25 protein-coding genes and 1 pseudogene are annotated in these 23355 nt (G+C 70.2%); 17 read left to right on the forward strand and 9 right to left on the reverse strand.

The annotated features are described in order from the left end of the window. Positions 1-50: 50 nt before the first annotated feature. Together LWF15_RS24535 and LWF15_RS24540 are read left to right on the forward strand one after the other, a co-directional pair. Positions 51-947 (forward strand): LLM class F420-dependent oxidoreductase, encoded by an 897-nt coding sequence (locus LWF15_RS24535; protein WP_232813274.1) that lies wholly within the window; start codon positions 51-53, stop codon positions 945-947. A 101-nt stretch (positions 948-1048) separates the two neighbouring features. Next, the gene (locus LWF15_RS24540; RefSeq protein WP_232813275.1) at positions 1049-3349 is read left to right on the forward strand and encodes a putative bifunctional diguanylate cyclase/phosphodiesterase; all 2301 of its coding nucleotides are present in this window, start codon (positions 1049-1051) and stop codon (positions 3347-3349) included. A gap of 21 nt (positions 3350-3370) precedes the next feature. Here the strand turns inward: LWF15_RS24540 and LWF15_RS24545 are convergent, their stop codons facing one another. Next, positions 3371-3766: a hypothetical protein gene (locus LWF15_RS24545; protein WP_232813276.1), complete on the reverse strand. Its 396-nt coding sequence runs from the start codon at positions 3764-3766 to the stop codon at positions 3371-3373. Positions 3767-3950: 184 nt separating this feature from the next. Between LWF15_RS24545 and LWF15_RS24550 the strand changes: the two genes are divergently transcribed. Next, positions 3951-4361, forward strand: coding sequence for a Dabb family protein (locus tag LWF15_RS24550; RefSeq protein ID WP_232813277.1), 411 nt, complete (start codon positions 3951-3953; stop codon positions 4359-4361). Positions 4362-4366: 5 nt separating this feature from the next. After that, positions 4367-5722, forward strand: coding sequence for an MFS transporter (locus LWF15_RS24555; RefSeq protein WP_232813278.1), 1356 nt, complete (start codon positions 4367-4369; stop codon positions 5720-5722). An 18-nt stretch (positions 5723-5740) separates the two neighbouring features. Here the strand turns inward: LWF15_RS24555 and LWF15_RS24560 are convergent, their stop codons facing one another. After that, positions 5741-7213, reverse strand: coding sequence for a flavin-containing monooxygenase (locus tag LWF15_RS24560; protein WP_232813279.1), 1473 nt, complete (start codon positions 7211-7213; stop codon positions 5741-5743). 120 nt (positions 7214-7333) lie between these two features. Between LWF15_RS24560 and LWF15_RS24565 the strand changes: the two genes are divergently transcribed. From LWF15_RS24565 to LWF15_RS24580, 4 genes are all read left to right on the forward strand, one after another. Further along, positions 7334-7639: a hypothetical protein gene (locus LWF15_RS24565; protein ID WP_232813280.1), complete on the forward strand. Its 306-nt coding sequence runs from the start codon at positions 7334-7336 to the stop codon at positions 7637-7639. 20 nt (positions 7640-7659) lie between these two features. Beyond that, positions 7660-7920: a sulfurtransferase TusA family protein gene (locus tag LWF15_RS24570; RefSeq protein WP_232813281.1), complete on the forward strand. Its 261-nt coding sequence runs from the start codon at positions 7660-7662 to the stop codon at positions 7918-7920. 179 nt (positions 7921-8099) lie between these two features. Continuing rightward, a complete protein-coding gene (locus LWF15_RS24575) occupies positions 8100-8420 on the forward strand; it encodes a histone-like nucleoid-structuring protein Lsr2 (RefSeq protein WP_232813282.1) in 321 nt (106 codons plus the stop codon). Between the two features lie 67 nt (positions 8421-8487). Continuing rightward, on the forward strand, positions 8488-9261 hold the full coding sequence (locus tag LWF15_RS24580) for an SDR family NAD(P)-dependent oxidoreductase (RefSeq protein ID WP_232813283.1): 774 nt from the start codon (positions 8488-8490) through the stop codon (positions 9259-9261). A gap of 1390 nt (positions 9262-10651) precedes the next feature. On the opposite strand, the pseudogene LWF15_RS38225 reads toward LWF15_RS24580, so the two are convergent. Further along, positions 10652-10762 (reverse strand): annotated as a pseudogene (locus tag LWF15_RS38225) (pentapeptide repeat-containing protein); the annotation flags it as partial. 254 nt (positions 10763-11016) lie between these two features. Between LWF15_RS38225 and LWF15_RS24585 the strand changes: the two are divergent. From LWF15_RS24585 to LWF15_RS24595, 3 genes are all read left to right on the forward strand, one after another. Then, positions 11017-11655: an NAD(P)-dependent oxidoreductase gene (locus LWF15_RS24585; RefSeq protein ID WP_232813284.1), complete on the forward strand. Its 639-nt coding sequence runs from the start codon at positions 11017-11019 to the stop codon at positions 11653-11655. A 35-nt stretch (positions 11656-11690) separates the two neighbouring features. Continuing rightward, positions 11691-12068 carry a winged helix-turn-helix transcriptional regulator gene (locus LWF15_RS24590; protein ID WP_232813285.1) on the forward strand — a complete coding sequence of 126 codons (378 nt, stop codon included), beginning with the start codon at positions 11691-11693 and terminating at the stop codon, positions 12066-12068. Between the two features lie 412 nt (positions 12069-12480). After that, entirely contained in the window at positions 12481-12744 is a 264-nt protein-coding gene (locus LWF15_RS24595; RefSeq protein WP_232813286.1) for a hypothetical protein, read from the forward strand. Between the two features lie 95 nt (positions 12745-12839). Here the strand turns inward: LWF15_RS24595 and LWF15_RS24600 are convergent, their stop codons facing one another. From LWF15_RS24600 to LWF15_RS24610, 3 genes are read right to left on the reverse strand one after another with little or no spacing between them, the layout of a single operon-like run. Further along, a complete protein-coding gene (locus tag LWF15_RS24600) occupies positions 12840-13958 on the reverse strand; it encodes an epoxide hydrolase family protein (protein ID WP_232813287.1) in 1119 nt (372 codons plus the stop codon). Positions 13959-13974: 16 nt separating this feature from the next. Then, complete coding sequence (locus LWF15_RS24605) at positions 13975-14553, reverse strand: signal peptidase I (protein WP_232813288.1); 579 nt, start codon at positions 14551-14553, stop codon at positions 13975-13977. Then, complete coding sequence (locus LWF15_RS24610) at positions 14553-15152, reverse strand: hypothetical protein (RefSeq protein ID WP_232813289.1); 600 nt, start codon at positions 15150-15152, stop codon at positions 14553-14555. The genes LWF15_RS24605 and LWF15_RS24610 overlap by 1 nt, the downstream gene beginning before the upstream one ends. Positions 15153-15486: 334 nt before the next feature. Between LWF15_RS24610 and LWF15_RS24615 the strand changes: the two genes are divergently transcribed. Together LWF15_RS24615 and LWF15_RS24620 are read left to right on the forward strand one after the other, a co-directional pair. Continuing rightward, on the forward strand, positions 15487-15975 hold the full coding sequence (locus tag LWF15_RS24615) for a hemerythrin domain-containing protein (RefSeq protein ID WP_232813290.1): 489 nt from the start codon (positions 15487-15489) through the stop codon (positions 15973-15975). Positions 15976-16092: 117 nt separating this feature from the next. Then, positions 16093-16701, forward strand: a complete 609-nt coding sequence (locus LWF15_RS24620; RefSeq protein WP_232813291.1) for a class I SAM-dependent methyltransferase — start codon at positions 16093-16095, stop codon at positions 16699-16701. Here the strand turns inward: LWF15_RS24620 and pdxR are convergent. Next, positions 16673-18088, reverse strand: a complete 1416-nt coding sequence (gene pdxR, locus LWF15_RS24625; protein WP_269810760.1) for a MocR-like pyridoxine biosynthesis transcription factor PdxR — start codon at positions 18086-18088, stop codon at positions 16673-16675. The genes LWF15_RS24620 and pdxR overlap by 29 nt on opposite strands. 108 nt (positions 18089-18196) lie before the next feature. On the opposite strand from pdxR, the gene LWF15_RS24635 reads away from it, so the two are divergent. Then, the gene (locus LWF15_RS24635; protein ID WP_232813292.1) at positions 18197-19255 is read left to right on the forward strand and encodes an aldo/keto reductase; all 1059 of its coding nucleotides are present in this window, start codon (positions 18197-18199) and stop codon (positions 19253-19255) included. Positions 19256-19288: 33 nt separating this feature from the next. Here LWF15_RS24635 and LWF15_RS24640 read toward each other — a convergent pair whose 3' ends face one another. Further along, positions 19289-20041: a ZIP family metal transporter gene (locus LWF15_RS24640; RefSeq protein ID WP_232813293.1), complete on the reverse strand. Its 753-nt coding sequence runs from the start codon at positions 20039-20041 to the stop codon at positions 19289-19291. 119 nt (positions 20042-20160) lie between these two features. Here LWF15_RS24640 and LWF15_RS24645 point away from each other — a divergent pair, with 119 nt between their 5' ends. Next, entirely contained in the window at positions 20161-21396 is a 1236-nt protein-coding gene (locus LWF15_RS24645) for a serine hydrolase domain-containing protein (protein ID WP_232813294.1), read from the forward strand. 9 nt (positions 21397-21405) lie between these two features. On the opposite strand, the gene LWF15_RS24650 is transcribed toward LWF15_RS24645, so the two are convergent. Beyond that, entirely contained in the window at positions 21406-21774 is a 369-nt protein-coding gene (locus tag LWF15_RS24650; protein WP_232813295.1) for a hypothetical protein, read from the reverse strand. Positions 21775-21893: 119 nt separating this feature from the next. Between LWF15_RS24650 and LWF15_RS24655 the strand changes: the two genes are divergently transcribed. Then, complete coding sequence (locus LWF15_RS24655; RefSeq protein ID WP_232813296.1) at positions 21894-22526, forward strand: TetR/AcrR family transcriptional regulator; 633 nt, start codon at positions 21894-21896, stop codon at positions 22524-22526. Between the two features lie 91 nt (positions 22527-22617). Beyond that, on the forward strand, positions 22618-23355 hold the full coding sequence (locus LWF15_RS24660; RefSeq protein WP_232813297.1) for a GNAT family N-acetyltransferase: 738 nt from the start codon (positions 22618-22620) through the stop codon (positions 23353-23355).

Genomic DNA, 23355 nt, shown 5'->3' on the forward strand with positions numbered 1-23355 from the left:
CCCGCACTTGAAGGGGAGCACCCTCCGTTTCGGGTGCGATGCTGGCGGTCATGGACTTCGGACTTCAGGTACCCAACTTCACCTGGGAAGGCGGGCCGGCGCAGCTGGGCCGCACGTTCGGCCGGATCGCGCGGGACGCGGACCAGGCCGGGCTGTCCAGCTTCTGGGTGATGGACCACTTCTTCCAGATCTTCGGCGACCCCGAGCAGGAGATGCTCGAGGGCTACACCGCCCTGGCCTACGCCGCGGCGCTGACCGAGCGGATCACCCTCGGCACCATGGTCACCGGGGTGACGTACCGCCACCCCGGTCTGCTGATCAAGACCGTCACCACGCTCGACGTGCTCTCCGGCGGCCGGGCCTGGCTGGGGATCGGCGCGGCCTGGAACGACGAGGAACACCGGGGCCTCGGCGTTCCCTACCCGCCTACCGCCGAGCGGTTCGAGCGCCTGGAAGAAACTCTTCAGATCGGCCGGCAGATGTGGGCGGGTGACCAGAGTCCCTTCGAGGGGAAGCACTATCAGCTGGAACGCCCGATCAACTCGCCGCAGTCGCTGAGCCGCCCGCACCCGCGCATCCTGGTCGGGGGCAGTGGCGAGAAGAAGACACTGCGCCTGGTGGCCCAGTACGCCGACGCCTGCAATCTCTTCGACGCCGGCCCGGAGGTCCTGGCCCGCAAGATCGAAGTGCTCAAGGGCCACTGCGAGGACGTCGGGCGCGACTATGCGGACCTTCACAAGTCGGTGCTGAGCACCTTGTTCCTCAGCCGCGACGGAGCGGGCGACAGCGAGACGCCGGCCCAGGCGGTCGAGCGGCTGGCCCGGCTCGGCGAACTGGGGGTCGACGAGGTCATGGTGAACTCGCGGGTGGTCGCCGAACCCGGCATCTTCGACCTCTTCGCCGAAGTCGCTGAGGAACTGGGCCGAGTGGTCCCGCAGGGACGCTGAGTTCCCGGGCGCTGCTCCGGGCGGGTGAACACGCCCGCCGCGGCGCAGATCCGGTCACCCTCAGTGCTTGATTGCTCAATGACCGTGCCGACGGGACGGTCATGAAAGACACGGCGAGCCCTGCGGCCCGACAGATCAGGCTCGCCGTCCCGCTCCTGGTGTACCTGGCGCTGGCCCTGCTGGCGGTGTTCACGCCCCTGCAGCCGTACCTGTGGCTGATCGGGGCCTGGCTGGCGGTGGCCGCCACGGTGCTGGGGGTCAGACGGTACCGGCCGGCCGAGCGGATCAGCTGGTTCCTGGTGGCGGGGTTGCTGGCCAGCTGGGGCGGGTGGGGTCTGATCAGCGCAGTAGCCCCGGACGCGATGGGGTTGGCCTCGGCCGTCGGGCTGTTCGGCCAGGTGTGCTGTGCCGGGCTGGTTCTGCGGTTGCTGTGGATCCGGCGTTCGGCGAACCGGACGGACGTGAAGAAGGCGCGTTCCGGCTGGTTCCCCGGTGCGGTCGAGGAGTTCAGCCGCCCCTACGACCGGTTCCTGCGTTTTGCCGACGTGCTGCTGCTCGCCGGGGTCTGCGGGCTGATCGTGGCTCAGGTGCTGACCACCGCCCGGCACCAGCCCACCGGTGTCTCCGCCGTCACCGCGATCCTGCCGGCCGGCAAGGTCGTGCTGGCCGGGGTGCTCGTGCACCTGCTGGTCAGCCGCGACCGGCTGCCCCGGGCCACCGTGCTGGGGGTGACCGCCGCGCTCCTGAGCGTGGTGCAGGACCTGGTGCTCGGCAGCGGCACGGAGGCCCCGTTCCAGCAGTACGTGGGCGAACTGGCCACCCTGGCGGTGCTCTGGATCTTCGTCTGGATCCCGCTGGAACCCTCGATGACCAAGGTGTTCGCACCGGCCGAGGGCAAGCTGCGTTCGGAGTCCTCCCGTCTGCTCTCACTGATGCCGGTGATCACCGTCCCGGTCCTGCTCTACGTGATCGGCCGCGACGACGCCGGCCGGCTGCCGAGCCTGGTCTACGTCCTGGCCGCCGTCCTGGCCGGGGCGGTCGCCCTGGCCCGGGCCGCGGCCGCGGTCCTGGACAACGAGCGGCTGGCCGTGCGCGACTGGTACACCGGCCTGCTGAACCGCCGGGGCCTGGCGCTGGCCTTCCGCGCCACGGCTCCCCAGGTCCGCGAGCCGTGGCTGATGACGCTGATCGACGTGGACGACTTCAAGCAGGTCAACGACACGTTCGGGCACCACGCCGGGGACGAGCTGCTGGTCCAGGTGGCCCGCCGGCTCCGCCAGAGCGTCGGCGCCGAGGCGGTCATCAGCCGCACCGGTGGCGACGAGTTCGTGCTGCTCCTGCCGCCCGGGCACGCCTCGGTAGAGACCACCGTGAGCCAGGTGTTCTCGGCCCCGTTCACCGTGGCCGGGCACAGCATGCCGGTGCGGGCCAGCGCCGGGGTGACCCGGTTCGACGGGGGCGCCGACGAGGCCGAGGTGTTCACCGAGGTCGACATCGCGCTGTACGCGGCCAAGGCGGCCGGCAAGAACGCGGTCCTGCCCTACGACCCGAAGCACCGCGAGCAGGTGCTCGGCCGGCAGAAACTGATCGACGACCTGCGCCGCACCCTGGACGGCGACACCTCGGCGGGCACCTTCGAGGTGGACTACCAGCCGCTGGTCGAGCTGGGCACCGGGCTGATCACCGGGTGCGAGGCGCTGATCCGCTGGCGTCACCGCCGGCGCGGGCTGGTCCGCCCCGACGAGTTCTTCGCCCTGGCCGAGACCTCCGGGATGGCCGGTGACCTGGACCGCTGGGTGCTCCTGGAGGCGCTGCACCAGGTGGCGGCCTGGGAGGCCGAGGGGATCGGCTCGATCTACGTCAGCGTGAACCTGGGACGTACCAGCATGCTCGACCCGCAGCTGGCCGACGTCACCCTGGAGAGCCTGCGCCACACCGGGGTGCGGCCGCAGCAGCTGCACCTGGAGATCACCGAGCACGACGAGCTGCCGCCCGAGGCCGGCGCCCTCACCCTGGCCCTGCTCACCGAGGCCGGGGTCCGGGTCAGCCTGGACGACTTCGGGATCGGCTACACGTCGCTGAACTACCTGCACCGCTACCCGGTGCGCCAGCTCAAGCTGGACCGCTCGATCACCAGCAACCTGCAGACCTCGCCCTCCTCCCCGTTGCTCGAGGGGATCGTCGCGCTGGCCCGGTCGCTGCAGGTCGACGTGGTGGCCGAGGGGATCGAGACCGAGCCGCAGCGCGAGCGGCTGGCCGACCTGGGCATCGCCTACGGCCAGGGTTACCACCTGTGCCGGCCGCAGCCGGCCGCGGCGATGACCGCCCTGCTGCGTGAGGCCGGCCCGGCCAAGCGCATCGCCTTCCCGCGCGAGCCCGTGGCCGTTGACCTGCCCGCCTGACGCCTGACTGATGGCCCGTGGTCAGACGCGTTCGGGCACCCGGGCCGGCAGCACGGTGGCCAGGAAGCGATGGGGCGTGTTCTGATACTGACGGCGCAGGTGGTAGCCGTGTTCGCTGTTGTCCAGGCCCACCGTGAGGTACTTCGCCAGGGGTGAGGCGGAGCTGGTGCCGCCGTGCACCTTGGCGAACCAGAACTCGCTGCCCGGGTGCAGGTGGTCCTTGCGCAGGGCATCCACGATCTCGGCCATCGGGAAGTGCCCGGCCTCGTCGGTGAAGGCCTCGCCGACCTCCGCCGGGAAGTCGTCCTCGCAGGTCAGGAAGCCGGCCGAGGAACCGAAGATGTTCCGGATGTCCTGCTCGGCGGTACCCGCGTACGTGGTGTCGTCGCTGGCGTAGAACGACATCTTGCCGGTCATGGTGCCTCCCGGGTTCGGCTGCTTCAGGGAGTTCTCGGCACCTGCCGACGCCGGGCTGACCCGTTCCCGCCGCAATCCGTCGAACTGCGGACTTGAGGCGCGCGGACCGGACGTGCCTTGCCAGGCCCGCACCCCGCGTCCACTGTTGTAAGTGAGTACTCACTCACTACTTCAGGAGACAGTCATGATCTTCCACACCATCCGGTTCTCGATCCGCCTCGGTGTCACGCCCGAGCAGGTCGAGGAGGCGCTGGCCAGCCTGCGGCGCCAGGGAGCCGGCATCGCCGCGGTGAAGTCGTACGTCGTCGGCCCCCACGTGGGCGAGGGCTTCGACTACGGCGCCACCTTCGTGATCGAAGACCTGGCCGGGTACGAGGAGTACATGCTCTCCCCGCTGCACCGGCACACCGACGAGATCGGCCTGCCCCTGGTCGACGACATGGTCTCGTTCGACATCCTCGACGACCCGGACCCGGAGGCCGGGGCGAAGATCACCAGGATTCACCAGGACCGCTTCGCCAACGACCCGGGCCTGACCGAGCTCATCCAGAACCTGGGCTCGTACTCCGCAGGTACGCACAGCCACCAGGGGTGAAGCGGATGACCGTCACTGTTGAGGAGACCGCTCCGGCGGGCACCGTGTCGGCGGTGCTCGGGCTGCTCGTCGGTCTGGCGATCAGTGGATCCTCCGCTGTCGCGGTGGTTCTGCCGGCGGCCGCAGCAGACCCGGGCCTGGATATGTCAGGAGCAGTCTCGGCCTGGGTGCTGAGCGGCTACGCCCTGATGCTGGCGGTGTTCACCCCGGTCTTCGGGCGGCTGGCTGATCTGCTCGGCCTACGTCGGCCGATCGTGGCCGGGGTCAGCGTGATGGCCCTGGGCGCCGCCGGATCCGCGCTGGCCGCTAACGGCTCGCTGTTGATCGCGGCCCGGCTGGTGCAGGGCGTCGGCGCAGCGTCGGTCACCGTGCTGGGAGCGGCTCTGATCAGCCGGCTCTTCGACGGACCCGCCCGGGCCACCGTGCTCGGGCGGGTCGCCGGCCTCGGCGCTGCGATCAGTGCGCTCGCGCCGCTGCTGGCCGGTCTGCTGGAGGGCGCCGTGGGCTGGCGCCCGGTCGTTGCCCTGCCCGCGATCGCCCTGTTCCTGCTGCCTCTGCTGCTGCGCCTCACCCCGGCTGAGCGTGGGGTGCCCGGACGGTTCGACCTGCCCGGCGCCACCTACCTGATCGCCACCGCCGCCGGCGCGATCCTGCTGATCCAGGCCCCTTCGAACGGCGCTGCGGTCGGCTTCGCCGGTGGGCTGGCACTCGTGCTCGGGCTCCCGTTGCTGGTTCGGCATGTCCGGGCCGGCGGGCAGTTCCTTCCCCGAGCGGTGGTCACCAGCCGCGCAGTGATCCTGGGCGCCACTGCGGCCGCCGGCATCCCCGCGGCCTGGTTCGCCCTGCTCGTGGCCGTGCCGGGCAGCCTGGCCGACCAGAACTGGAGTGCCCGGCAGATCGGGTTCGCCCTGCTGCCCGCCGCTCTCGCCGCTCTGACCGCGATCTGGACCTCGCGGCCGGTGATCGCCCGCCTGGGCACCGATCTCACCCTGCTGAGCGCCGCGGGCCTCGCCGCCGTTGCGCTCGGCATTGCGGCCCTGGGGGAGTGGTCCTCGTCTCCCGCGCTGCTCATGCTCTCCGTGGCCCTGGTCGCCCTGGCCTTCGGTCACGGACAGCCCGCGATGATGGCCCATGTCGGCGCCGTCACCCCGGGCGAACTTCGAGGAGCAGCGCTAGGAATCGCCACCCTCGTTTTCCTCACCGGCGGCAGCCTCGGATCTGCGCTCGCCGGTGGGCTGGACGGGGTAGCGGCCGACTGGCTCACCCCTGCGCTCACCGCTCTGTTGCCGGTGGGTGGGGTGATGGCCGCGCTCGTTCTCCGGCGCTCAGAGCTGGGCCCGGCCCAGCCAGGCCACCGCTAGCTGGGTGATGTCCCCCGACTAGCTCTCCAGGCCGTGTCTTCTCAACAGCCGGGTGCCCACGTCGCGATAGGACGAGGGGTCGACCGGGAGCAGCCACTGACGCGCCTTGGTGAGCGGACCGACGTCCAAAAGCAGGTCACTCAGCACTTCGTCGATGTTGTGCATGGAGAAGGGGATGACGCTGGTGCCGCGGGCGTGCTTGCCGGCGCTGAACTGCTCCATCCAGCGCAGGTGCTCGCCCACCTGGGCCCGCATCTCCTCGGCCGGAGGCAGGTCGAGCCCGCCGAGCAGGTGGGCGGCGATCCAGGCGGCAGCCATCTCCGCGCCGAGCGGGCTGAAGAACGATGAGTTGTAGCCGGCGAAGGTCAGGCGGGGTACGTCGGGGGGCAGGATGTGCCGGTAGAGCACGAAGTTGCCACGGTCGTCCTGCAGCCGGGCGATCAGGTCGGGGGAGAAGAAGGGCACCTGCTGGTCGAAACCGGTTCCGCAGAGCACCAGGTCGGCCGGGACCGTCCGCCCCGACCCGAGCCGCGCGTGCGGACGTCCGTCGACTGCGCACAACTCGCTGACCGTTTCGTCGCGGTGCACCCGCAGGGTGCCGTCGGCGACCCGTTCGAAGAACTCCTCGGTGACCAGACTCACCGTGCTGCGGGCGATCTGGTCGAAACTGCCGTCCGGGACCAGGCCCAGGCGCTGCAGGTCGAGCTGTCGCACCACGGCGTTCTGCACCGTGCCCAGCATCACCTGGGTACCGCCGGAACCCGGCCCGTGCAGCAGCTTCTCGAACCGGGTGGGCCTCAGGTAGGGGAACAGGCCCTCGCCCATCCGGGTCAGCAGCAGGTACTTGTAGTTGAGGACGCCGCCGAGCCGGCGCGGCATCTTCCACAGAAGGCGCCGCGCCACGACCGCGGTGCTGCGGGCGACCCCGCTGACCGCCACCGCCACGTCGCACGCGGACTTCCCGTAGCCGACCACCACCACGTCCCGGTCGCGGGCCTGCTCCAGCTCCACGAATTCCGATGTGGCGCAGACCCTCCCGCCCGCAGCCTCGAACTCGGTGCGCCCGGGGTAGACCGGTACGGCGGGCCGGGAGAAGATGCCGTTGGCCACCACCAGGTGGTCGAAGGTGTGGGTCTCCCGGGTGGGGCCGGTGACCAGGGTCCAGCCGTGCTCACCCAGCTCGGCCGAGACCACCTCGGTGTCCAGCCGCAGCACCGGCCCGAGCCCGAACACGGCGACATAACTGTCCAGATAGCGCTGTACCTGTTCACCCGAAGGCCATTCCGGGTAGTGCGGCGGCATCGGAAGTTCCGAGAAGGCGTAGGTGCGTTTGTCGTTCTGCGTGCGCAGCCCCGGATACCGCCGGGTCCGGCTCCACACCCCGCCCACGTCCGGCGCCCGGTCGAACACGGTGACCTGGAATCCGCAGCGCAGCAGCATCCGCGCAGTACCCAGTCCGGCGTAGCCGGCCCCCACAACGGCAACCTTCATCGTGACCCCCTCATCACGGTCCAACTGTTGTGCAGACCGTATGCGACCGGAGTCCGGAGAACGCCTGGTTTCAGCAATCCCACCGATGGGCGCGTCAAGATCGCGGTGTACCGTCGGGCCATGCGTCTACCTACTGCAGCGGTCACCGCCGGCTCTCTCATCGGTGGGTGGCAGGTGGCCCGCCGTACCGGCATCCGGCCGCTGGGTGGAGCCGTGCTCGCGGTGGGCGGGGTGCTGGCCGGCCGGGAGTGGGCCCGCAACACCGATGCCGTCACCACCGGCGCGCTGGTCGCCACCTACGTCGGTGCCTTCGGGCTGTCCCACCCGCTGGCCAAGAAGATCGGTGCCTGGCCCTCGGTGCTCGCCGTCTCGGCGGCCACGGCGGCGGTTTCGTACGCTGCCTCGGACCGGCGGGCCGGCCGCTGACCAGCCCCTCACTGATCGTGGTGGACGGCACCGGAATGCTCTGCGTGCGTCTGCTGATCAAGCTGCGCGGGGTGGTGGCCGGGGCCGAGCCGGGCACGCAGGTGCGGGTGCTGACCACCGACCCGGCGGCCCCGATCGACCTGCCGTCCTGGTGCCATCTGACCGGGCACGAGTACCTGGGGCTGGTCGCCGAGCACCCCGACCACGCGGAGCACGCCCTACGGGTGTCGGCCGGGGCCCGCAGCACCCGCCCCGACCGGCCCTGGCACCTGGAACGCTGAGTCCAGGTCTTTTCCGTGAGCATTCGGTGGCGATTCGTGGGCCATCAGCATTCCTGAGCACGCGGGGAACGTCCGGGTAGTCGTTTACCTCCGTTCGGGTGAATGACGACTCGGCGAATTCGACACGCACCGCCGGCCCGAATTACTTCTTCGGCCTTTCCCGTTCTATGCTCTGAGGCATGGCGCAGAGAACGGTCGTGGAATTCACCGACGACATCAACGGAAAGCCCGCGGCGGAGACGGTCACCTTCGCTCTCGACGGTAAGACGTACGAGATCGACGTCACCGAGAAGAACGCGGCCAAATTGCGTCAGGCTTTCGAGCCCTACACCAACAGCGCGCGCCGGCTGACCAAGTCCGGGCGCACCATCCGCAAGGTCAGCGCCGGGGCCGACACCGCGGCCGTGCGGGCCTGGGCGGCCAGCAACGGCATCGAGGTCTCCTCCCGCGGGCGCATCTCGTCCACCGTGCTCGAGCAGTACCACGCCGCCGGCAACTGACCGGCCCCTGATCGGCAACTGATCAACCCGGTGGTGTGGGGAGATGTGCCCGGACTAGGGTCCGGGCATGCATCCCGCTCTCGACCGGCTGTTCTCCTGCTCCGGCCGCACCGCCCTGATCACCGGCTCCAGCTCGGGCATCGGGCTGAGCATGGCCGAGGCGATCGGGCGGGCCGGGGCCCGGGTGATCCTGGTGGCGCGCCAGGCGGAGCTGCTGGCCCAGAACGCCGAACGACTGCGCGCCGACGGTGTGCAGGCCGGGTGGATCGCCGCCGACCTGTCCGACCGGGCGCAGGTCCAGCGGGTCGCCGAGCAGGCCGCGGCCGAGCACGGTGACATCGACATCCTGCTCCACTCCGCCGGTCTCAACCTGCGGCCGCCCCTGGGCGAGCTCGGCGTCGAGGACTACGACCGGATGATGGCGGTCAACGTGCACGCGGCCTTCCTGCTCGGCCAGGCCTTCGGTCCGGCGATGGCCGAGCGGGGCTGGGGCCGCATCATCAACATCGCGTCGCAGCAGGCCGTGCGCGCCTTCGGCAACAGCGGCGGCTACGGGGTGACCAAAGCCGCGGTCACCGGCCTCACCCGCTCCCAGGCCGAGGCCTGGTCCTCACGGGGCGTCTGCTGCAACGCCGTCGGCCCCGGGTTCGTGCGTACCCCGCTCACCGCAGAGGCTTTCGCGATTCCCGGCCGCGCCGAGGCGCTGGCCGCCCGCACGCAGATCGGCCGCAACGGCGAACTGGACGACTACGCGGGGGTCGCGGTGTGGCTCGCCTCCGACGCCTCGGCCTACGTCACCGGCCAGACGATCTTTGTGGACGGCGGGTTCTCGGTCGCCTGAGGCGCTTTCCTGCCCGTGGCCGACCTCAGCGCGCAGATCGGCCCGCCTGCCCCGGTCACCTGGTCACCTGGTCAAGGGCTCGGGTGTGGGTGCATCAGTGCCTGTGGGCCTGCCCCTGGCTCGTGGGAATGACCTACGCCGCGGGTCGGCTCGCTGTTGGATTGACCTGGGGCGGGCGCGAATTCCATCTGCTTGCTCTCAGCCGTCTTGGGGTTTGCACAAGCAGCTTTGGCCAGCTGTCACCTCTCCACAATGAACCAGCCTGCCTGTAGGGCGTGGGCGCGTCCTCGGCAAACCCGTTGTCTTGCGAGGCCAGACATCCCCGGGTCTGTTGTCCTGCCGGCCGGTGATGCCCGGTGAACACCGGCCGGGACTCGCCGGTGCCGCCCCAGGTGAGCCGGCGCGGGGCCGGGCCCTGCGGATCGACCGGGACCTCCCACACAGCGAACTGGTGAAGCCCGTGCGCTTGGGTCGAGCACGGAGACCGTGACGACCAGGCGGTCGCCGTCGGGCTGCCGGCCGCCCCAGCCCGTTGCGCTAGAGAACCGGCCGGTTGCTCGCCAGCGGCACCCCTCCGGTCGTACCGCAGTCGTCCTTGCCGGCCGAGCCCGACGGCCGGGCCGGACCTGGTCAACTCGGTCCGGTCGACTCGGTCCGGCCGACTCGGTCGACCTGGGTGCCTGGCCCAGCCCGGTGGTCCGGAGGACGAGCTCGCTGCTCGCTAACGGCTTCCCGTCCAGTTCATCTCGTGGCCGTCCTGTCCGGCCGAGCCCGACGGCCGAGCCGGACCTGGTCCTCGCAATCGGGTCCACAGCTACCGCAGCCACCACAACCGGGCCCGCAGCCACCGAGCCTGCAACCCGCCAGCATCGCAGCAGCCCCCTGACTGGTCACGGGTGGCCCGACCGACTCAGTCCGGTCGGCCCGGCCCAGCCCGTTGGTCTGGAGGACGAGCTTGCTGCTCGCGTGGTTACCGGCACCTTCGCCGCCCGCCCGGGCACCCTGCGCTTCGCCGAGTTGCTGGTGGCGTCGTTGGTCGAGGGTGGGCTCGACGAGCGCGAGGCGGCTTGGAACGGGGGGCGAGCACTCGTAGGTCTACCCGGCCCGGCAGTCCGCCGAAATGGCCGGTGGGGATCTGGATTCCTTCTCCTAAGAGCGCCCTACCCGGTCCATCTCGCGGTCGGCCTGTCCGGCCGAGTCGGCCCCGGGCATTGCGGTCGGCCCGGCTCAGCCCGACCGGCTCGGCCTGGCGCCTGGTCCGACTCATCGCTCGGTAGAACCAGCCACCTGCTTGCTGACGGCGTCCCGTCCGGTGCATTCCCATGGTCGTCCTGTCTGGCCGAGCCCAACGGCCGAGCCGGACCTGGTCGACGCGGACCGCCCGACCGAACTAGGCCCGACCGAACGTGGCCTGATCGAACGTGGCCTGATCGAACGTGGCCTGATCGAACGTGGCCCGATCGAACGTGGCCCGATCGAACGTGGCCCGATCGAACGAGGCCCGACTGAACTCGGGCCCGACTGAACTCGGGCCCGACTGAACTCGGCGTGATCGTCACCCTGCTGCTCGTCCTAGCCCGGATCGTCCCGGTGGTCTTCCCGTCTGGTCGTTCCAACCCGACCCTGGCCCCTCCACCGGAGGCGCAGGCACCCGGGTGACCTGGCCAACATCCCCATTCGGCGGGTTGGCGCGGCCCCTACCTGGTCACTATCTTCTGGATAGTAGCTATCCGACAGCAAGCCAGGAGGTTCATCGTGTCCAAGGTCGTCATCTTCGGGGTCACCGGTTACGCGGGCGGCAAGATCGCTGCCGAGCTGGTCTCGCGGGGCCACGAGGTGGTCGGTGTCGCCCGGCACGCCAAGGAGGTCGGGGCCGGGGTCGAGCTGCTGACCGGGTCCATCCACGACGAGGCGTTCGTCGCGGACGTGACCAAGGGGGCCGACCAGATCGTGGTGGCCCTGCGGGCGCTGCCCGGCGAGGAGGGCCAGCCCGAGTTGGCTGCCGCCCTGCCCCTGCTCACCAAGGTGTCACTCGACCAGGGCGCGCGCCTGAGCTTCGTGGGGGGCGCCGGCTCCCTGTTCGTGACCGAGGGTGGGCCCGCGCTGATCGACACCCCCGAGTTCCCCGACGCGTACAAGGGTGAGGCCGGCAGCCACCGGGCGATCCTCGAGGCGCTGCGCGAGAGCCCGGCCGAGCTGGACTGGTTCTACGTCAGCCCCGCCCCGGCCTTCGGGTCGTGGAACCCCGGTGAGCGCACGGGCACGTTCCGGAAGGGGGGCGACGTGTTGCTCGAAGGGGCAGAGACGATTTCGGGTGACGACTACGCGATCGCCTATGTTGACGAGATCGAGGCGGGGGCACACCGGCGTCAGCGCATCGGTGTGGCCTACTGAGCCGGAGCATGGACGCGTGAACAGGAGAGACGCCGATGGGCAACGAGGACATCGAGTGGGATCCGTACGACCCGAACTGCCCGAGCCGGCAGCTGGTCGACCGGATCGGTGACCGCTGGACGGTTCTGATCATCGGCGTCCTCTCCGACGGCCCGGCGCGGTACCGCGACCTGGCCGACCGGGTGGCCGGGATCTCGCCGAAGATGCTTTCGCAGACGCTGAAGGCGCTCGAACGTGACGGTCTGGTCGTGCGTCAGGCGTTCGCCGAGGTACCGCCGCGGGTGGTGTATGAGCTCACCGAGGCGGGCCAGACGCTGCGGCCGGTGCTGCTGGAACTGGAACGCTGGGCGCGCAGCCACATGCCGGGGGTTCTGGAGGCGCGCGAGCGCTACGACGCGGCAGCGGCCCGCTGAGGCGGTTCAACCCGCCCGCCCCGGGCTGATTCTGGCCTGGAAGCGGGCGAAACGCGGTCGTCGGCCGCCAGGAATCGGGCCAGATCTCAATCCGGCTCAAGTACTGTACCCGTTCTCGATCTTGTTCGGTCGGCTCGGGACGCGGGGCTGAGTGAGTCCGCTCACGTGCGGGCCGAATGCACTGTGTAAATCGCCGATCCGGATGCGTCTGCGGCCCGGTCGGGAGTTGTCAGTTGCGGCAAGAACTTCCACGACCGGGCCGGAGAGCGTCCCGGCGACTCTCGGTAGATCTCTCCGTCCAGCTCAAAGTGACACAGGTCACTACCTCCCGGTTGCCAAATCCTCCCAGGTCCGGAAGATAAGAGGCACGAGGTCCTGACGCTGTGTCGCCAGGCTCTACTGGAGGTTCAAAGTGAATGCACTGAGCCCGCTGTTGTCCCGTGACGATCTCTTCGAGAGCGAGTTCGAGGAGGATCAGGTCTTCGAGGAGTCCGAGCCGGTCATCGCAGTGACCCGCGACCCGGAGACCGGCTACGTGTCCGTCGTTCTCAACGAACGTGCGAGCCGGGCCCTCACCGCCGTCATGAACTGCATCGACGACGACTGCCTGAGCGAGAAGTACGACTACTCGTGGGACGCGGAGCAGGTACTGGCGCGGCTGCGCGCAGCCTTGTAGCTACAAATCTTTTCAGGCGCGCATCAGCACCTGGTGGCCCGGACCCGGTCGAAGACCGCTGGTCCGGGCCTTTTTCATGACTGATCAAGTTCGGGTCAGGCGCTGAGCAGGGCCCGTAGGCCGGCCCGCAGTTCGGCGGCGAACAGTTCCGGCTGCTCCCAGGCCCCGAAGTGCCCGCCGTGCAATGGCTCACCCCAGTGCACCAGATGCGGAAAGCGGTGCTCGACCCACCGCCGCGACGGCCGGGGCACCTCGCGCGGGAAGACGGTCGCGGCGGTGGGCACCGTGAGCGGCCCGATCGCGTCGGGATCGGTGAACCAGGAGCCCACCTCGGCGATGCTCTCGGCGTAGAGGCGGGCCGAGGACGCGCCGGTGCGGGTGAACCAGTACAGGCTCAGGTTGTCCAGAATCTGCCGCCGGCTCAGCGCTTCGGTGCCGTCTGTCCAGGTCAGAAGCTTCTCGCCGATCCAGGCGGCCAGTGCGGCGGGGGAGTCGGTGAGGGCGTAGCCGATGCTCTGCGGTCGGGTGCGGTGCACCTCGGAGTAGGCCGACGCGTCGCGGGAGCGTTCGGCGAGTTCGGCCAGTGCTGCGGCTTCGGCCGGGGTGGGTTGCTGTCCGGGCGCAGGAGCGGCCAGCGGCGGTATCAGGTGCAGGCCCAGAAGCCGCTGCGGATGCTGGAGGCCGATGCACGTGCTGATGCTCGTGCCCCAGTCGCTGCCGGCTGCCACGAAACGTGTGTAATGCAACGATGTCATGAGCTGGACCCAGGCCCGGGCGATGCGCCGGACACCCCACCCGGGCTCGGTCGGCTGATCGCTGAACCCGTAGCCGGGAAGCGAGGGGACCACGACGTGGAAGGCCGGATCCCCGAGCGTCAAAGGAGCCAGGACGTCCTCGAATTCGAGGAAAGATCCGGGCCAGCCGTGCGTCAGGATCAGCGGGGTTGCATCCGCACGGGGCGAACGCACGTGCAGCGCATGGATGTTCAGGCCGTCGATCCGGGCCGTGATCTGCGGGATCTCGTTGAGCCGGGCCTGCGTGGCGGGCCAGTCGTAGCCGTGCGCCCAGTCTTCACACAGGTCCTGCACCAGTTCCAGCGGCAGGCCCTGCGAGAAGTCGCGGGTGGTACCCGGGGTCGGCCAGCGGGTCTGTTTCAGGCGATGGCGCAAATCGTGGACGTCCGCGGCGGGGATGTCGATCCGGAACGGTCGCATCGGTCCATGGTGGCGGTCAGGGCGTACGCATGTGAACCAGCCAGGGCCAGGGTTCGGCCGCGGCCGGGCCGGGGGCCCCGCCGTCGTCACCCGGCCTGCGGTCCGGCCACAGCGCCAGCAGGGTCATCCCGATCACACTGGCCAGGGTGCCGGCGACCAGGTCGTAGCGGGCCTCGCCCAGCCAGACGGCCGGGTAGCCGATCCAGGGCACGCGCAGCCGGGCCACTCCGAGCACGTTGCCGGCCGGCACCGCGGCCGTGTCGGCGGTGGGGTTGGCATCGCCCTGGGTGGTGAACGAGCCGTCTTCGTTCACCGCCGCGATGCGGTGCGAGATGACGCGTTCCGGGTCGACCGGGTCGCGGAACAGCACGACCATGCCGGGGCGCAGCTCCGAGGGCGCGACCTCGCCGGAGACCAGGACGTCACCGACCTGGACCTGGGGGCTCATCGAACCGCTGACCACCGCGTGGGTGGACCAGCCGAGCAGCAGGGGCAGCGCGCCCCACACCATCAGGCCACCGGCGAGGGCCAGGGCCAGGATGGAGACGACCTGGCCGGTGCCGACCAGGCCGCTCCCGAGACGCCGGCCGCTCATCACGCGTTACTGGTAGCGGTCCAGACCAGGTTCACGGTCGCGCTCAGGCCCTGCGCGGAGTTGGTGGACTGCACCTCGGAGACGAAACGGAACCGCTTCTTGGCCCCGGTGGTCGCCGCCGCCCAGTTCACGCCGGTGCCGACGCCGGAGGACATGTTCGCGACCTTGTTGGCCAGGGTGGTCTGCGCGGCCTGCACGTCGGCGGTCTTGGTCACCGCCGAGGCGCCCTTGCAGTCCCCGGTCAGCGGGATCTCTTCGATCGCGAAGTTCAGGTACGTGGCGAGCGGGTGCGCGGCGACCGTGTCGCTGTTGGGATACCGGGCGGCCAGGGTCACGGTGGAGGCCGCGGTACCGGTGTACTCGACCGTGATGCACTCGGTCTCGGGGTTGCCCGGCGACATCCCGGTGAGGTTGAACAGGACGGCGCCGGGGCGGTCGCTGGTCAGCGAGACCGTGCCGGTGGCGAAGCTGTTGCCGGCGTTCTGGGTAGCGCCGCTGAACGCTGCGTTGGACGTGTGCCACACCAGGAGGCCGCTGACCAGCAGGCCGGAGGTGATGGCGGCCGGTACGGCGATACGCCTACGGGTTGCTGCGCGCATGGGAACCTTCCCGTTCAGGCCGGAGGGACCTTTCAGGTCCCGCCCAGCTAGCTACTGTCCCGCCTCTCGTCGTCAGCTGTCGCACAGGCATTACCCAACGTGTTCGACCGCCCGGCCGCGCCACCCGTCCGGCCTAGTGGCTGTCCGGCCGGCAGCCGCCTGTGAGCGCCGAAACCTCCCAGAGCGAGGCACTCACGGACGAGTCGGGTCGGCGGCTACGCCGATCGGGTAGGGTGATGCGCAGCGTCGCGTGCCGGTGGCAGTCCGTGTCAGGCATGGAGGCGCCGGATCAGAAGGAGTACGGCGATGTTCGCGTCGTTCCCTTCGTCCGCCCGTGTCTGAGGGCGGCGAATCAGTGGTCGAGAGCAAAGAACAAGGCAGAGAAGAGACCAGGCTCGTCGCCTGGGGTCAGGAACTGCTGCGGGTGCATGCCCGGCTGCGTGAGGCCCTGGAGATCTCCCGCACCGCCGGCGCCGAGGGAGCCCGGGATCTGCTGCTGTACTGCCACGGGTTCTGTGCAGCGCTGGACACGCATCACCGCGGGGAGGACAGGACACTGTTCCCGGCCATCGCCCAGGCCCGTCCCGACCTGCGCGAGACCCTGCGCAAGCTGGAGCAGGACCACTCGATGATCGCCCACCTGCTGGGCGGACTGCAGGCGGCGGTGGATCGCCGGGCCGGGCCGCAGGAGCTGGCCCGGCACCTGGAAGGAGTGGGAGCAGCCATGGAGAGCCACTTCCGCTTCGAGGAGCGAGCCCTGCGACAGGTGCTGACCGGGCTGGACCTCCAGGCCGACCCGGCCGACGTGCTCGGGCCGCTGTGAGTTCGGTTCGTTGCGAGTTCGGGCCGTTGTGCCCTCGGCCGAGGACCTTCGGCCTCCGAGTAGGGTCGGTGGCGTAGGTGAACGTAAGCAGGGTGACCAGTTGAGAGTGAGTGCGCAATGACCCAGGAGAACCTCTGGCTGCGGCGGCTCGCCGAGGATCCGGGTCATTCCCAGTGGTACATCGAGCGTTTCCGCAAGATGGCCGCTCAGGGTGCCGACCTGGACGGCGAGGCGCGGATGATCGACGCGATGGCCGGGCGGGGCTCCCGCATTCTCGACGCCGGGTGCGGCCCGGGCCGGCTGGGTGGGTACCTGTTCCGGCAGGGGCACCAGGTGGTCGGGGTCGATCTCGACCCGGCCCTGATCGCCGCCGCCGAGGTGGACCACCCCGGGCCGCTCTGGCTCACCGGCGACCTGTCCACGCTGGAGCTGACCGAGCCCGACGGGACGCCCCGGCGGTTCGACGTGATCGTCTGCGCGGGCAACGTGATGACGTTCTGTGCCCCCGACACCCGCGGCGAGATCCTGCGCCGCTTCCGGCTGCACCTGGCCGAGCGCGGCCGGGTGGTGATCGGTTTCGGGGCCGGCCGGGGCTACGAGGTGGACGACTTCCTGAGCGACGCGGTGCAGGCCGGCCTGAACGCCGACGTGCTGCTGAGCACCTGGGACCTGCGGCCGTTCTCGCCGGAGGACGACTTCATCGTGGCCGTCTTCTCGGCGACCTGACGCTTTCCGCAGTCGCAACGGCCAGGCGCTGCACCGCCTCGTCGATGCGGCTGTCGCGCAGGTTGCCGAAACCCAGCACCAGACCGGGGTCGTCGAGCGGGCGGATGCGGTAGCGCTCGGCGCTGACCAGGCCGAGTTCCCGGCGTGCGCCGCGGCGCACCAGTTCGGCGGCGTCGGTGCCCGGGGGCAGCCGCAGGGGCAGGTGCAGCCCGGCGGCCAGGCCGGTGACCTGGGTCTGGGGCAGGTGCTGGGCCAGGGCGTCCACGAACAGCTCGCGCCGGCGCCGGTAGCGCAGCCGCTGGGCCCGCAGATGCCGCTCGTACCAGCCCCGTTCGATCATCACGGCGAGCGCCTCGACGGTGATGGGCGAAGGGCTGACGATGCGGTCCAGGTCGAGTCCGAGCAGGGCCATGATCAGCGGCTGCGGCATGATCAGCCAGCCCAGTTCGATGGCCGGGGAGAGGGCCTTGGACAGCGAGCCGAGCAGAACGACGCGGTCGGGGGCCAGGCCCTGCAGGCTGGCCACCGGTCGTGCGTCGTAACGGAAGTCGGCGTCGTAGTCGTCCTCGATGATCAGGCCGTCCACCCGGCGGGCCCAGTCGATCAGCTCGAGTCGTCGCGCTGCGGAAAGGGCCACACCGACGGGGAACTGGTGGGCCGGGGTGACCAGGGCCAGGCGGACGTCACGGTGTTCGGACAGCCGGCCGACCACGAGTCCGTGCTGGTCGACGGGGATCGGGACGGGGGTGATCCCGCCTCGGCGGGCCACGGCGCGAAGGCCTGCCCAGGAAGGGTCTTCGACGGCGATACGGGTGTGGCCCAGTTTCGCCAGCAGTGCGGTCAGCCAGCCCATCCCGGCGGTGGAGCCGGTGGTGAGGCTGAGCTGGGAGGGGTCTTCCTGCACCTGGCGGGTGCGGCGCAGGAAGTCGGTCAGGGTGGTGCGGGCGGCACTGGTGGAGATCAGGGCGCGGCCGGCCAGCAGATCGTTCGGCAGGTCGAGAACGGCTTGGCGGTAGGCCTCGGCCCAGCGGGAGCGGGGGAAGGCGGCCAGGTCGGGCACACCGGGGGTCAGGTCGAAGCGCGGCCGGGGAGGGGGTGCGAGCTGGTGGGCGGCACCGGTCGGGAAGCCGGTCGCGGTGCCGCGCACGCGGGTGGCGGAGCCGGTGGTGGCGATCAGGTATCCCTCGGTCACCAGCTGGCCGTAGGCCTCCGTGACCACCCAGCGAGAACATCCGATTTCGGACGCCAGTGAGCGGCTGGGTGGGAGGGCGGAGTCGGGTGCCAGTCGGCCGGTCTGGATGCCCTCGCGCAACGCCGCGCACAGGCGCCGGGTGAGCGAGCCCGGCCCGTCCGGGAGGTTGAGCGAGACGGCTCCTACGGTGAACATCAGCCCGATGCTAACCATGTCGGGTTCCGGATCGGCCGGGATTGGTCCGGATTCTGTAAGCTGGATTGGACCGGGATCCCCGACCAATTCCGGCCTAGCTTTATCGGCATGAACGCGACACCGCAGACCAGGACGCTGCGCAGCGGCACCAACACCCTCGAGGTGAGCGCCGTGTGCTTCGGCATCATGAACCTGGGCGTCCAGCTCGGCAAGAACGAGTCGTACGCCCTGCTGGACCGTTACTTCGAGGCCGGGGGCCGGTTCTTCGACACGGCCAACAACTACGGCAGCTGGACCGAGGACACTCTGGGGACGCAGGCCGGTGACAGCGAGCGGATGCTCGGCAGCTGGCTGGCCGACCGGGGAGTGGCCGACGAGGTGGTGGTGGCCACCAAGAGCGGGGCGGGAAAGCTGGAGCAGGACCGGCCGTTGCGGGGTGACGGGCCGACCAACTTCGAGGGGCTCTCCGAGAAGACGGTGCGCACCGAGCTGGCCGGCAGCCTGGAACGCCTGGGACTTTCGAAGGTGGGCGTCTACTACGGGCACGTGGACGACCGGCGGCTGCCGGTCACCGAGATCGCCGACACCTTCTCGGCCCTGGTCGAGGAAGGCCTGGTGACCATTCCTGGTCTTTCCAACACAGCCACCTGGAGGCTCGCTGTCGCCCGCGAGCACAGCCGCCGCGCCGGGCGTCCTGAATTCGGGGTCTGGCAGCAGGAACACTCGATCTACTGGCCCAGGCCGGGGCTCTCGACGATGACGGTGGTCGACACGGAGGGGATCGACTACGCCGCGCAGGAGCCCGACCTGACCATCGCGACCTACTCACCGAACCAGCGTGGGCAGCTGGTGCGCCCCTGGCTGGCGACCTTGCCGCCGTACGACCACCCGGGCAGCGTGGAGCGGCTGCGTCTGGTGCACCGGATCGCCCACGAACTCGGGGTCACCGCCAACCAGGTCGCCCTGGCCTGGCACATCGCCGGCCCGGTGAGCCAGATGGATCGACCGGCGGGCAGCGACCGCGCCTCCCTCGAGGAGTTGCCGCCGCGGCGGGCGGCGATGCTGCCGGTGATCGGGGCCAGCTCGGTCGAGCAGTTGGAGGAATCGCTGGGAGCCCTGGCGGTGACGCTCTCGGACGAGCACCGCGCGGCCCTGGACGCCGCCTGAAAACCGACTGCTACGAGCCTGCTACAGGGGGGCTCAGCCGAGACGCTGGACGGTGAAGGCCAGCATGAAGCCGAGCGTGGCGATGAATCCGGTGTAGAGGTGGGTGCGTTCGAACGCCTCGGGAATCATCGTGTCGGCCACCATCGCGAGGATGGCCCCGGCGGCGACCGCGGTGATCGTCGCGATGGTGGCCGGCGAGGCGTCCTGCAGCAGAACCGATCCCAGCAGCCCGGCCAGACCGCTGGCCACGGCGATACCGCCCCAGACCCCGAACACGTAGCGGGCGCTGCGTCCGCTCTGCTTCATCCCGGCGGCGCTGGAGAGGCCTTCGGGCAGGTTGGAGATGAAGATCGCCACCAGGACGGCGATCCCGACGCCCTCGCCGCTGAGCAGGGACAGGCCCAGGACGACGGATTCGGGGATGCCGTCCAGCAGGGCGCCGATCGCGATCGCGGCCCCGCTGCCCTGATGCTGGCTCTCGGAGGGTTGCTGAGCGCCTGAGCGTTTGCGGTGGCGCGCGCCGTACTGGTTGAGGGCAACGTTCGCGGCCACGTAGACGGCGGCGCCGCCCAGGAAGCCCAGCACCGTGGGCGGCAGCCCGCCGGTGGTCTCGGCCTCGTCGACCAGGTCGAAGGCCAGGGCCGAGATCAGCACGCCGGCGCCGAAGGCCATCACCCCGGCCACGACCCGCTGGGGCACGTTCAGGAACCAGGAGACGGAGGCGCCCAGAACCAGGGCGCTGCCGGCCAGAAGGCCCCAGAATCCGGCCTCTAACCAGATCGGCACCTGATGCTCCTTCGTCCCGTAGGTAGTGCCTGCGCTACTACCGTAGGGGGGATGCCTGGAAGGGCCACTGGGCAGTAGGAGGCAATGACCGGCGGCCGGCCGGCCGACAGGCTTGAAGCATGACGACGAACACCACGACCAAAGCACTCGTGCTCACCGCGGCCGCCGTCCTCGCCGGATCAGGCGCGGTGGCCACCGCAGCCACCTCGTCCGCGCACTCCGGCCCGGGCGACCCGGTGATCCGCGACGTCGCCCGGCACGTCCTGGACAGCGGCGCCCCGGGCTACATGACCCGCATCGACAACGGCCGCCGGGTCGCGCTGAGCGCCGACGGGGTGGCCGACCGGGAGACCGGACGTGAGCTCAGGGCCACGGACCAGTTCGAGATCGGCAGCAACACCAAGACTTTCATGTCCGCGCTCACCCTGCAGCTGGTCGACCGGGGTCAGGTCGACCTGGACGCACCGATCGAGCAGTACCTGCCCGGGGTGGTGCCGAACGGCCGGAACATCACGGTGCGGATGCTGCTCAACCACACCAGCGGCCTGTTCAGCTACACCGCCGACGAGAAGTTCGCCGAGGGCCTGACCAGCGACCCGCAGCGGGTCTGGACCGAGGACGAGCTGCTGAAGGTGGCCTTCGCGCACGAGCCGGACTTCGCCCCGGGCACCGCCTGGAACTACTCCAACACCAACTACACGCTGATCGGGATCCTGCTGCAGGAAGTCACCGGCAAGAGCCTGCCCGACCTGGTGCAGCAGCGTATTGCCCGCCCGCTGGGCCTGAAGAACACCTACTTCCCGCAGCCGCGGGCCACCGACACCGGTCCGGGCTACGCCCACGGCTACGCGGTCAGCTTCGCCAGTGGCAAGCCCAGCTACGCCGACACGTCCACCTGGCCGATCGGCGGCTGGGGCGGCGCGGCCGGGGCGATCATCTCTGACCAGCGCGACCTGTCGCGGTTCTTCTCCGGGCTGCTGAAGGGGAAGCTTTTCTCGGACCAGCAACTCAACGAGATGAAGGAGACCGTCGAGCTGCCCGCGGAGTTCCCGATCAGGGGCGGCTACGGCCTCGGCCTGTTCCACATCGACTCGGCCTGCGGGCCGGTCTGGGGGCACGGCGGTGACACCAACGGTCACCACAGCACGGCCGTGGCCACCGAGGACGGCCGGCGCACGGCGGTCAGCGACACCACCGCCGGCCCGAGCGACCTGAGCAGCAACCCGGGCGCCGAGCGCTTCGCCCAGGTCGCCTTCGCCGCCCAGGACGTGACCACCTGCAAGATGCTCGGCAAGCCGGTGCCGCAGACGGTGCTGGACGCCCTGCACGGCAGGACGCCGGTGGCGGCCCGGTAGGTCTGCCTCTCAGGGGTGGCTCCGGCGGCGGTTCAGGTGGAACGCGACCGCCAGAGCCACCCCGAGGGCGCAGATCACCACGGCGTGAACCGGGTGCAGATCCTTGGTCAGGCTTCCCGGCCGGTCGGGACCGATCGCCCACAGCAGCAGGGCCGCCGCGTACGAGGTGCTCAGGGCGGCGGCCCAGGGCCGCAGGCGGCGAAGGCCCGGATTGCGCCAGACGCCGGCGGTGGCGATGCCCAGCGGCACGATCGCCAGCATCGCGAATCCCCCGGCCACCATCACCGGGACCGCCCAGGCCGAGACGATCACGGCGCGCGGCGTGGGCCGGACGCGGGCCGGGGAGGGCTGGGTCGGCGAAAGCGTGTTGGCAGTCATGACATTCTCCTTCGTGACCGGTAGTTGCTCTAGTTAGAGGCTATAACTCATCGATCGTTTCTGGCAATAGCAACGGTGATAGCCTGTAACTGAAGCGGCGACGAGGAGAGGCGAGAACCATGGGGGTTCCCGGCCCACGGGAGCGGTACCGGGCTCAGGTGCAGGCCGAGGTGAAGGAACGGGCCTGGGAGCAGATCGCCCGGACCGGGGTGGCGGCCCTGTCGCTCAAGGCGATCGCCCAGCAGATGGGGATGAGCGGCCCCGCCCTTTACCGGTACTTCGCCGGCCGGGACGAACTGGTCACCGAGCTGATCCGGGACGGCTACCGCAGCCTGGCCGACACTGTTCGCGAGGCTTGTGAAGAGCAGCCCGAGGCGACACACGTGGCCCGGGCCGTCCGGCAGTGGGCCCTGGCCGATCCACACCGCTACTTCCTGCTCTACGGCACGCCGGTACCCGGGTACCAGGCGCCGGAAGACACCACGGCCGTGGCCGGCGAGATCATGGCGGTACTGGTCCAGGTGTTCCAGGGCACGCCGGGGCGCGACGGTGCTCTGGAAGAGAATCTGGACCAGCACCGCCACTGGGCCCCCTCGGAATCGGTGCCCACCAACGTCCTCCATCGGGCTCTTTCGTTCTGGACCCGCGTGCACGGGGTGCTCTCGCTGGAACTGGCCGGGCACTTCACCGGTATGGGGTTCGACCCCGCCCTGCTGTTCGACGCCGAGGTGGAGAGCCTGCTGCGCGGGTGAGGAGCCGGTGAACCGGTTTGTTGATCCGCCCCGGCCCGTGTTCAACTTCCAGGCGGACCACAGACGGCTGCGAGAAAGGCAAGACCCGGCGATGACTTCGGTGCAGGACGGCGTGCCGGGTGCCCAGCTCACCCACCCCCTCGACAACCCGGCGTGGGCCTCGCTGGCCGGGCCCCACTCGTCCTTCGCCGTGCAGCCGCTGGGGGAGCGGGCCCGGCGCTATCAGCCGGACATCTCCCCGTTCAACGCCCTGCGTGACCCCAGGGATCCGCAGGCCTGGCAGGAGCTGGCCGCTCTGGCCGCGCCCGACCGCACGGTGTTCGTCTGTGAAATTCCCGAACTGCCCGAGTTCCTGCCGCCCGGCTGGGAAGTGGTCCAGCCGTTCTACGGCGTCCAGATGGTGGCCACCGGCGCCCTGATCGCCACCCCCGATCCGGAGGCGGTACGGCTGGGCCCCGCAGACGTGGACGACATGCTGGCCCTGGTGGCCCGCAGCGAGCCGGGCCCGTTCGAGCGGCGCACCGTCGAACTGGGCAACTACTACGGCCTGCGGCGCGAGGGCCGGCTGGTGGCGATGGCGGGAGAGCGGATGAACCCGCCCGGCTACCGCGAGATCAGCGCCGTCACCACCGACCCGGACTACCGCAGGCGTGGTTTCGCGGCCCGGCTGGTGCGCACCGTCGCCCACGGCATCGTCGAACGCGGTGAGACGCCGCTGCTGCACGCCGATTCGACGAACGCGGGGGCGGTGCGGCTGTACGAGTCGCTCGGCTTCGCGATCCGCCGGCGGCCCACGTTCTTCGTCCTGCGAGTGCCGGAACCGGCCTGA

This window comes from Kineosporia rhizophila (genome assembly GCF_021277265.1).
Classification (GTDB): Bacteria; Actinomycetota; Actinomycetes; order Actinomycetales; family Kineosporiaceae; genus Kineosporia; species Kineosporia rhizophila.

Bases quoted from the DNA above. Each gene is read 5' to 3' on its own strand.
- LWF15_RS24535 (WP_232813274.1), top strand. From the start codon at position 51: ATGGACTTCGGACTTCAGGTACCCAACTTCACCTGGGAAGGCGGGCCG.
- LWF15_RS24540 (WP_232813275.1), top strand. From the start codon at position 1,049: ATGAAAGACACGGCGAGCCCTGCGGCCCGACAGATCAGGCTCGCCGTC.
- LWF15_RS24545 (WP_232813276.1), bottom strand. From the start codon at position 3,766: ATGACCGGCAAGATGTCGTTCTACGCCAGCGACGACACCACGTACGCG.
- LWF15_RS24550 (WP_232813277.1), top strand. From the start codon at position 3,951: ATGATCTTCCACACCATCCGGTTCTCGATCCGCCTCGGTGTCACGCCC.
- LWF15_RS24555 (WP_232813278.1), top strand. From the start codon at position 4,367: ATGACCGTCACTGTTGAGGAGACCGCTCCGGCGGGCACCGTGTCGGCG.
- LWF15_RS24560 (WP_232813279.1), bottom strand. From the start codon at position 7,213: ATGAAGGTTGCCGTTGTGGGGGCCGGCTACGCCGGACTGGGTACTGCG.
- LWF15_RS24565 (WP_232813280.1), top strand. From the start codon at position 7,334: ATGCGTCTACCTACTGCAGCGGTCACCGCCGGCTCTCTCATCGGTGGG.
- LWF15_RS24575 (WP_232813282.1), top strand. From the start codon at position 8,100: ATGGCGCAGAGAACGGTCGTGGAATTCACCGACGACATCAACGGAAAG.
- LWF15_RS24580 (WP_232813283.1), top strand. From the start codon at position 8,488: ATGCATCCCGCTCTCGACCGGCTGTTCTCCTGCTCCGGCCGCACCGCC.
- LWF15_RS24590 (WP_232813285.1), top strand. From the start codon at position 11,691: ATGGGCAACGAGGACATCGAGTGGGATCCGTACGACCCGAACTGCCCG.
- LWF15_RS24600 (WP_232813287.1), bottom strand. From the start codon at position 13,958: ATGCGACCGTTCCGGATCGACATCCCCGCCGCGGACGTCCACGATTTG.
- LWF15_RS24605 (WP_232813288.1), bottom strand. From the start codon at position 14,553: ATGAGCGGCCGGCGTCTCGGGAGCGGCCTGGTCGGCACCGGCCAGGTC.
- LWF15_RS24610 (WP_232813289.1), bottom strand. From the start codon at position 15,152: ATGCGCGCAGCAACCCGTAGGCGTATCGCCGTACCGGCCGCCATCACC.
- LWF15_RS24620 (WP_232813291.1), top strand. From the start codon at position 16,093: ATGACCCAGGAGAACCTCTGGCTGCGGCGGCTCGCCGAGGATCCGGGT.
- pdxR (WP_269810760.1), bottom strand. From the start codon at position 18,088: ATGTTCACCGTAGGAGCCGTCTCGCTCAACCTCCCGGACGGGCCGGGC.
- LWF15_RS24635 (WP_232813292.1), top strand. From the start codon at position 18,197: ATGAACGCGACACCGCAGACCAGGACGCTGCGCAGCGGCACCAACACC.
- LWF15_RS24645 (WP_232813294.1), top strand. From the start codon at position 20,161: ATGACGACGAACACCACGACCAAAGCACTCGTGCTCACCGCGGCCGCC.
- LWF15_RS24650 (WP_232813295.1), bottom strand. From the start codon at position 21,774: ATGACTGCCAACACGCTTTCGCCGACCCAGCCCTCCCCGGCCCGCGTC.
- LWF15_RS24655 (WP_232813296.1), top strand. From the start codon at position 21,894: ATGGGGGTTCCCGGCCCACGGGAGCGGTACCGGGCTCAGGTGCAGGCC.
- LWF15_RS24660 (WP_232813297.1), top strand. From the start codon at position 22,618: ATGACTTCGGTGCAGGACGGCGTGCCGGGTGCCCAGCTCACCCACCCC.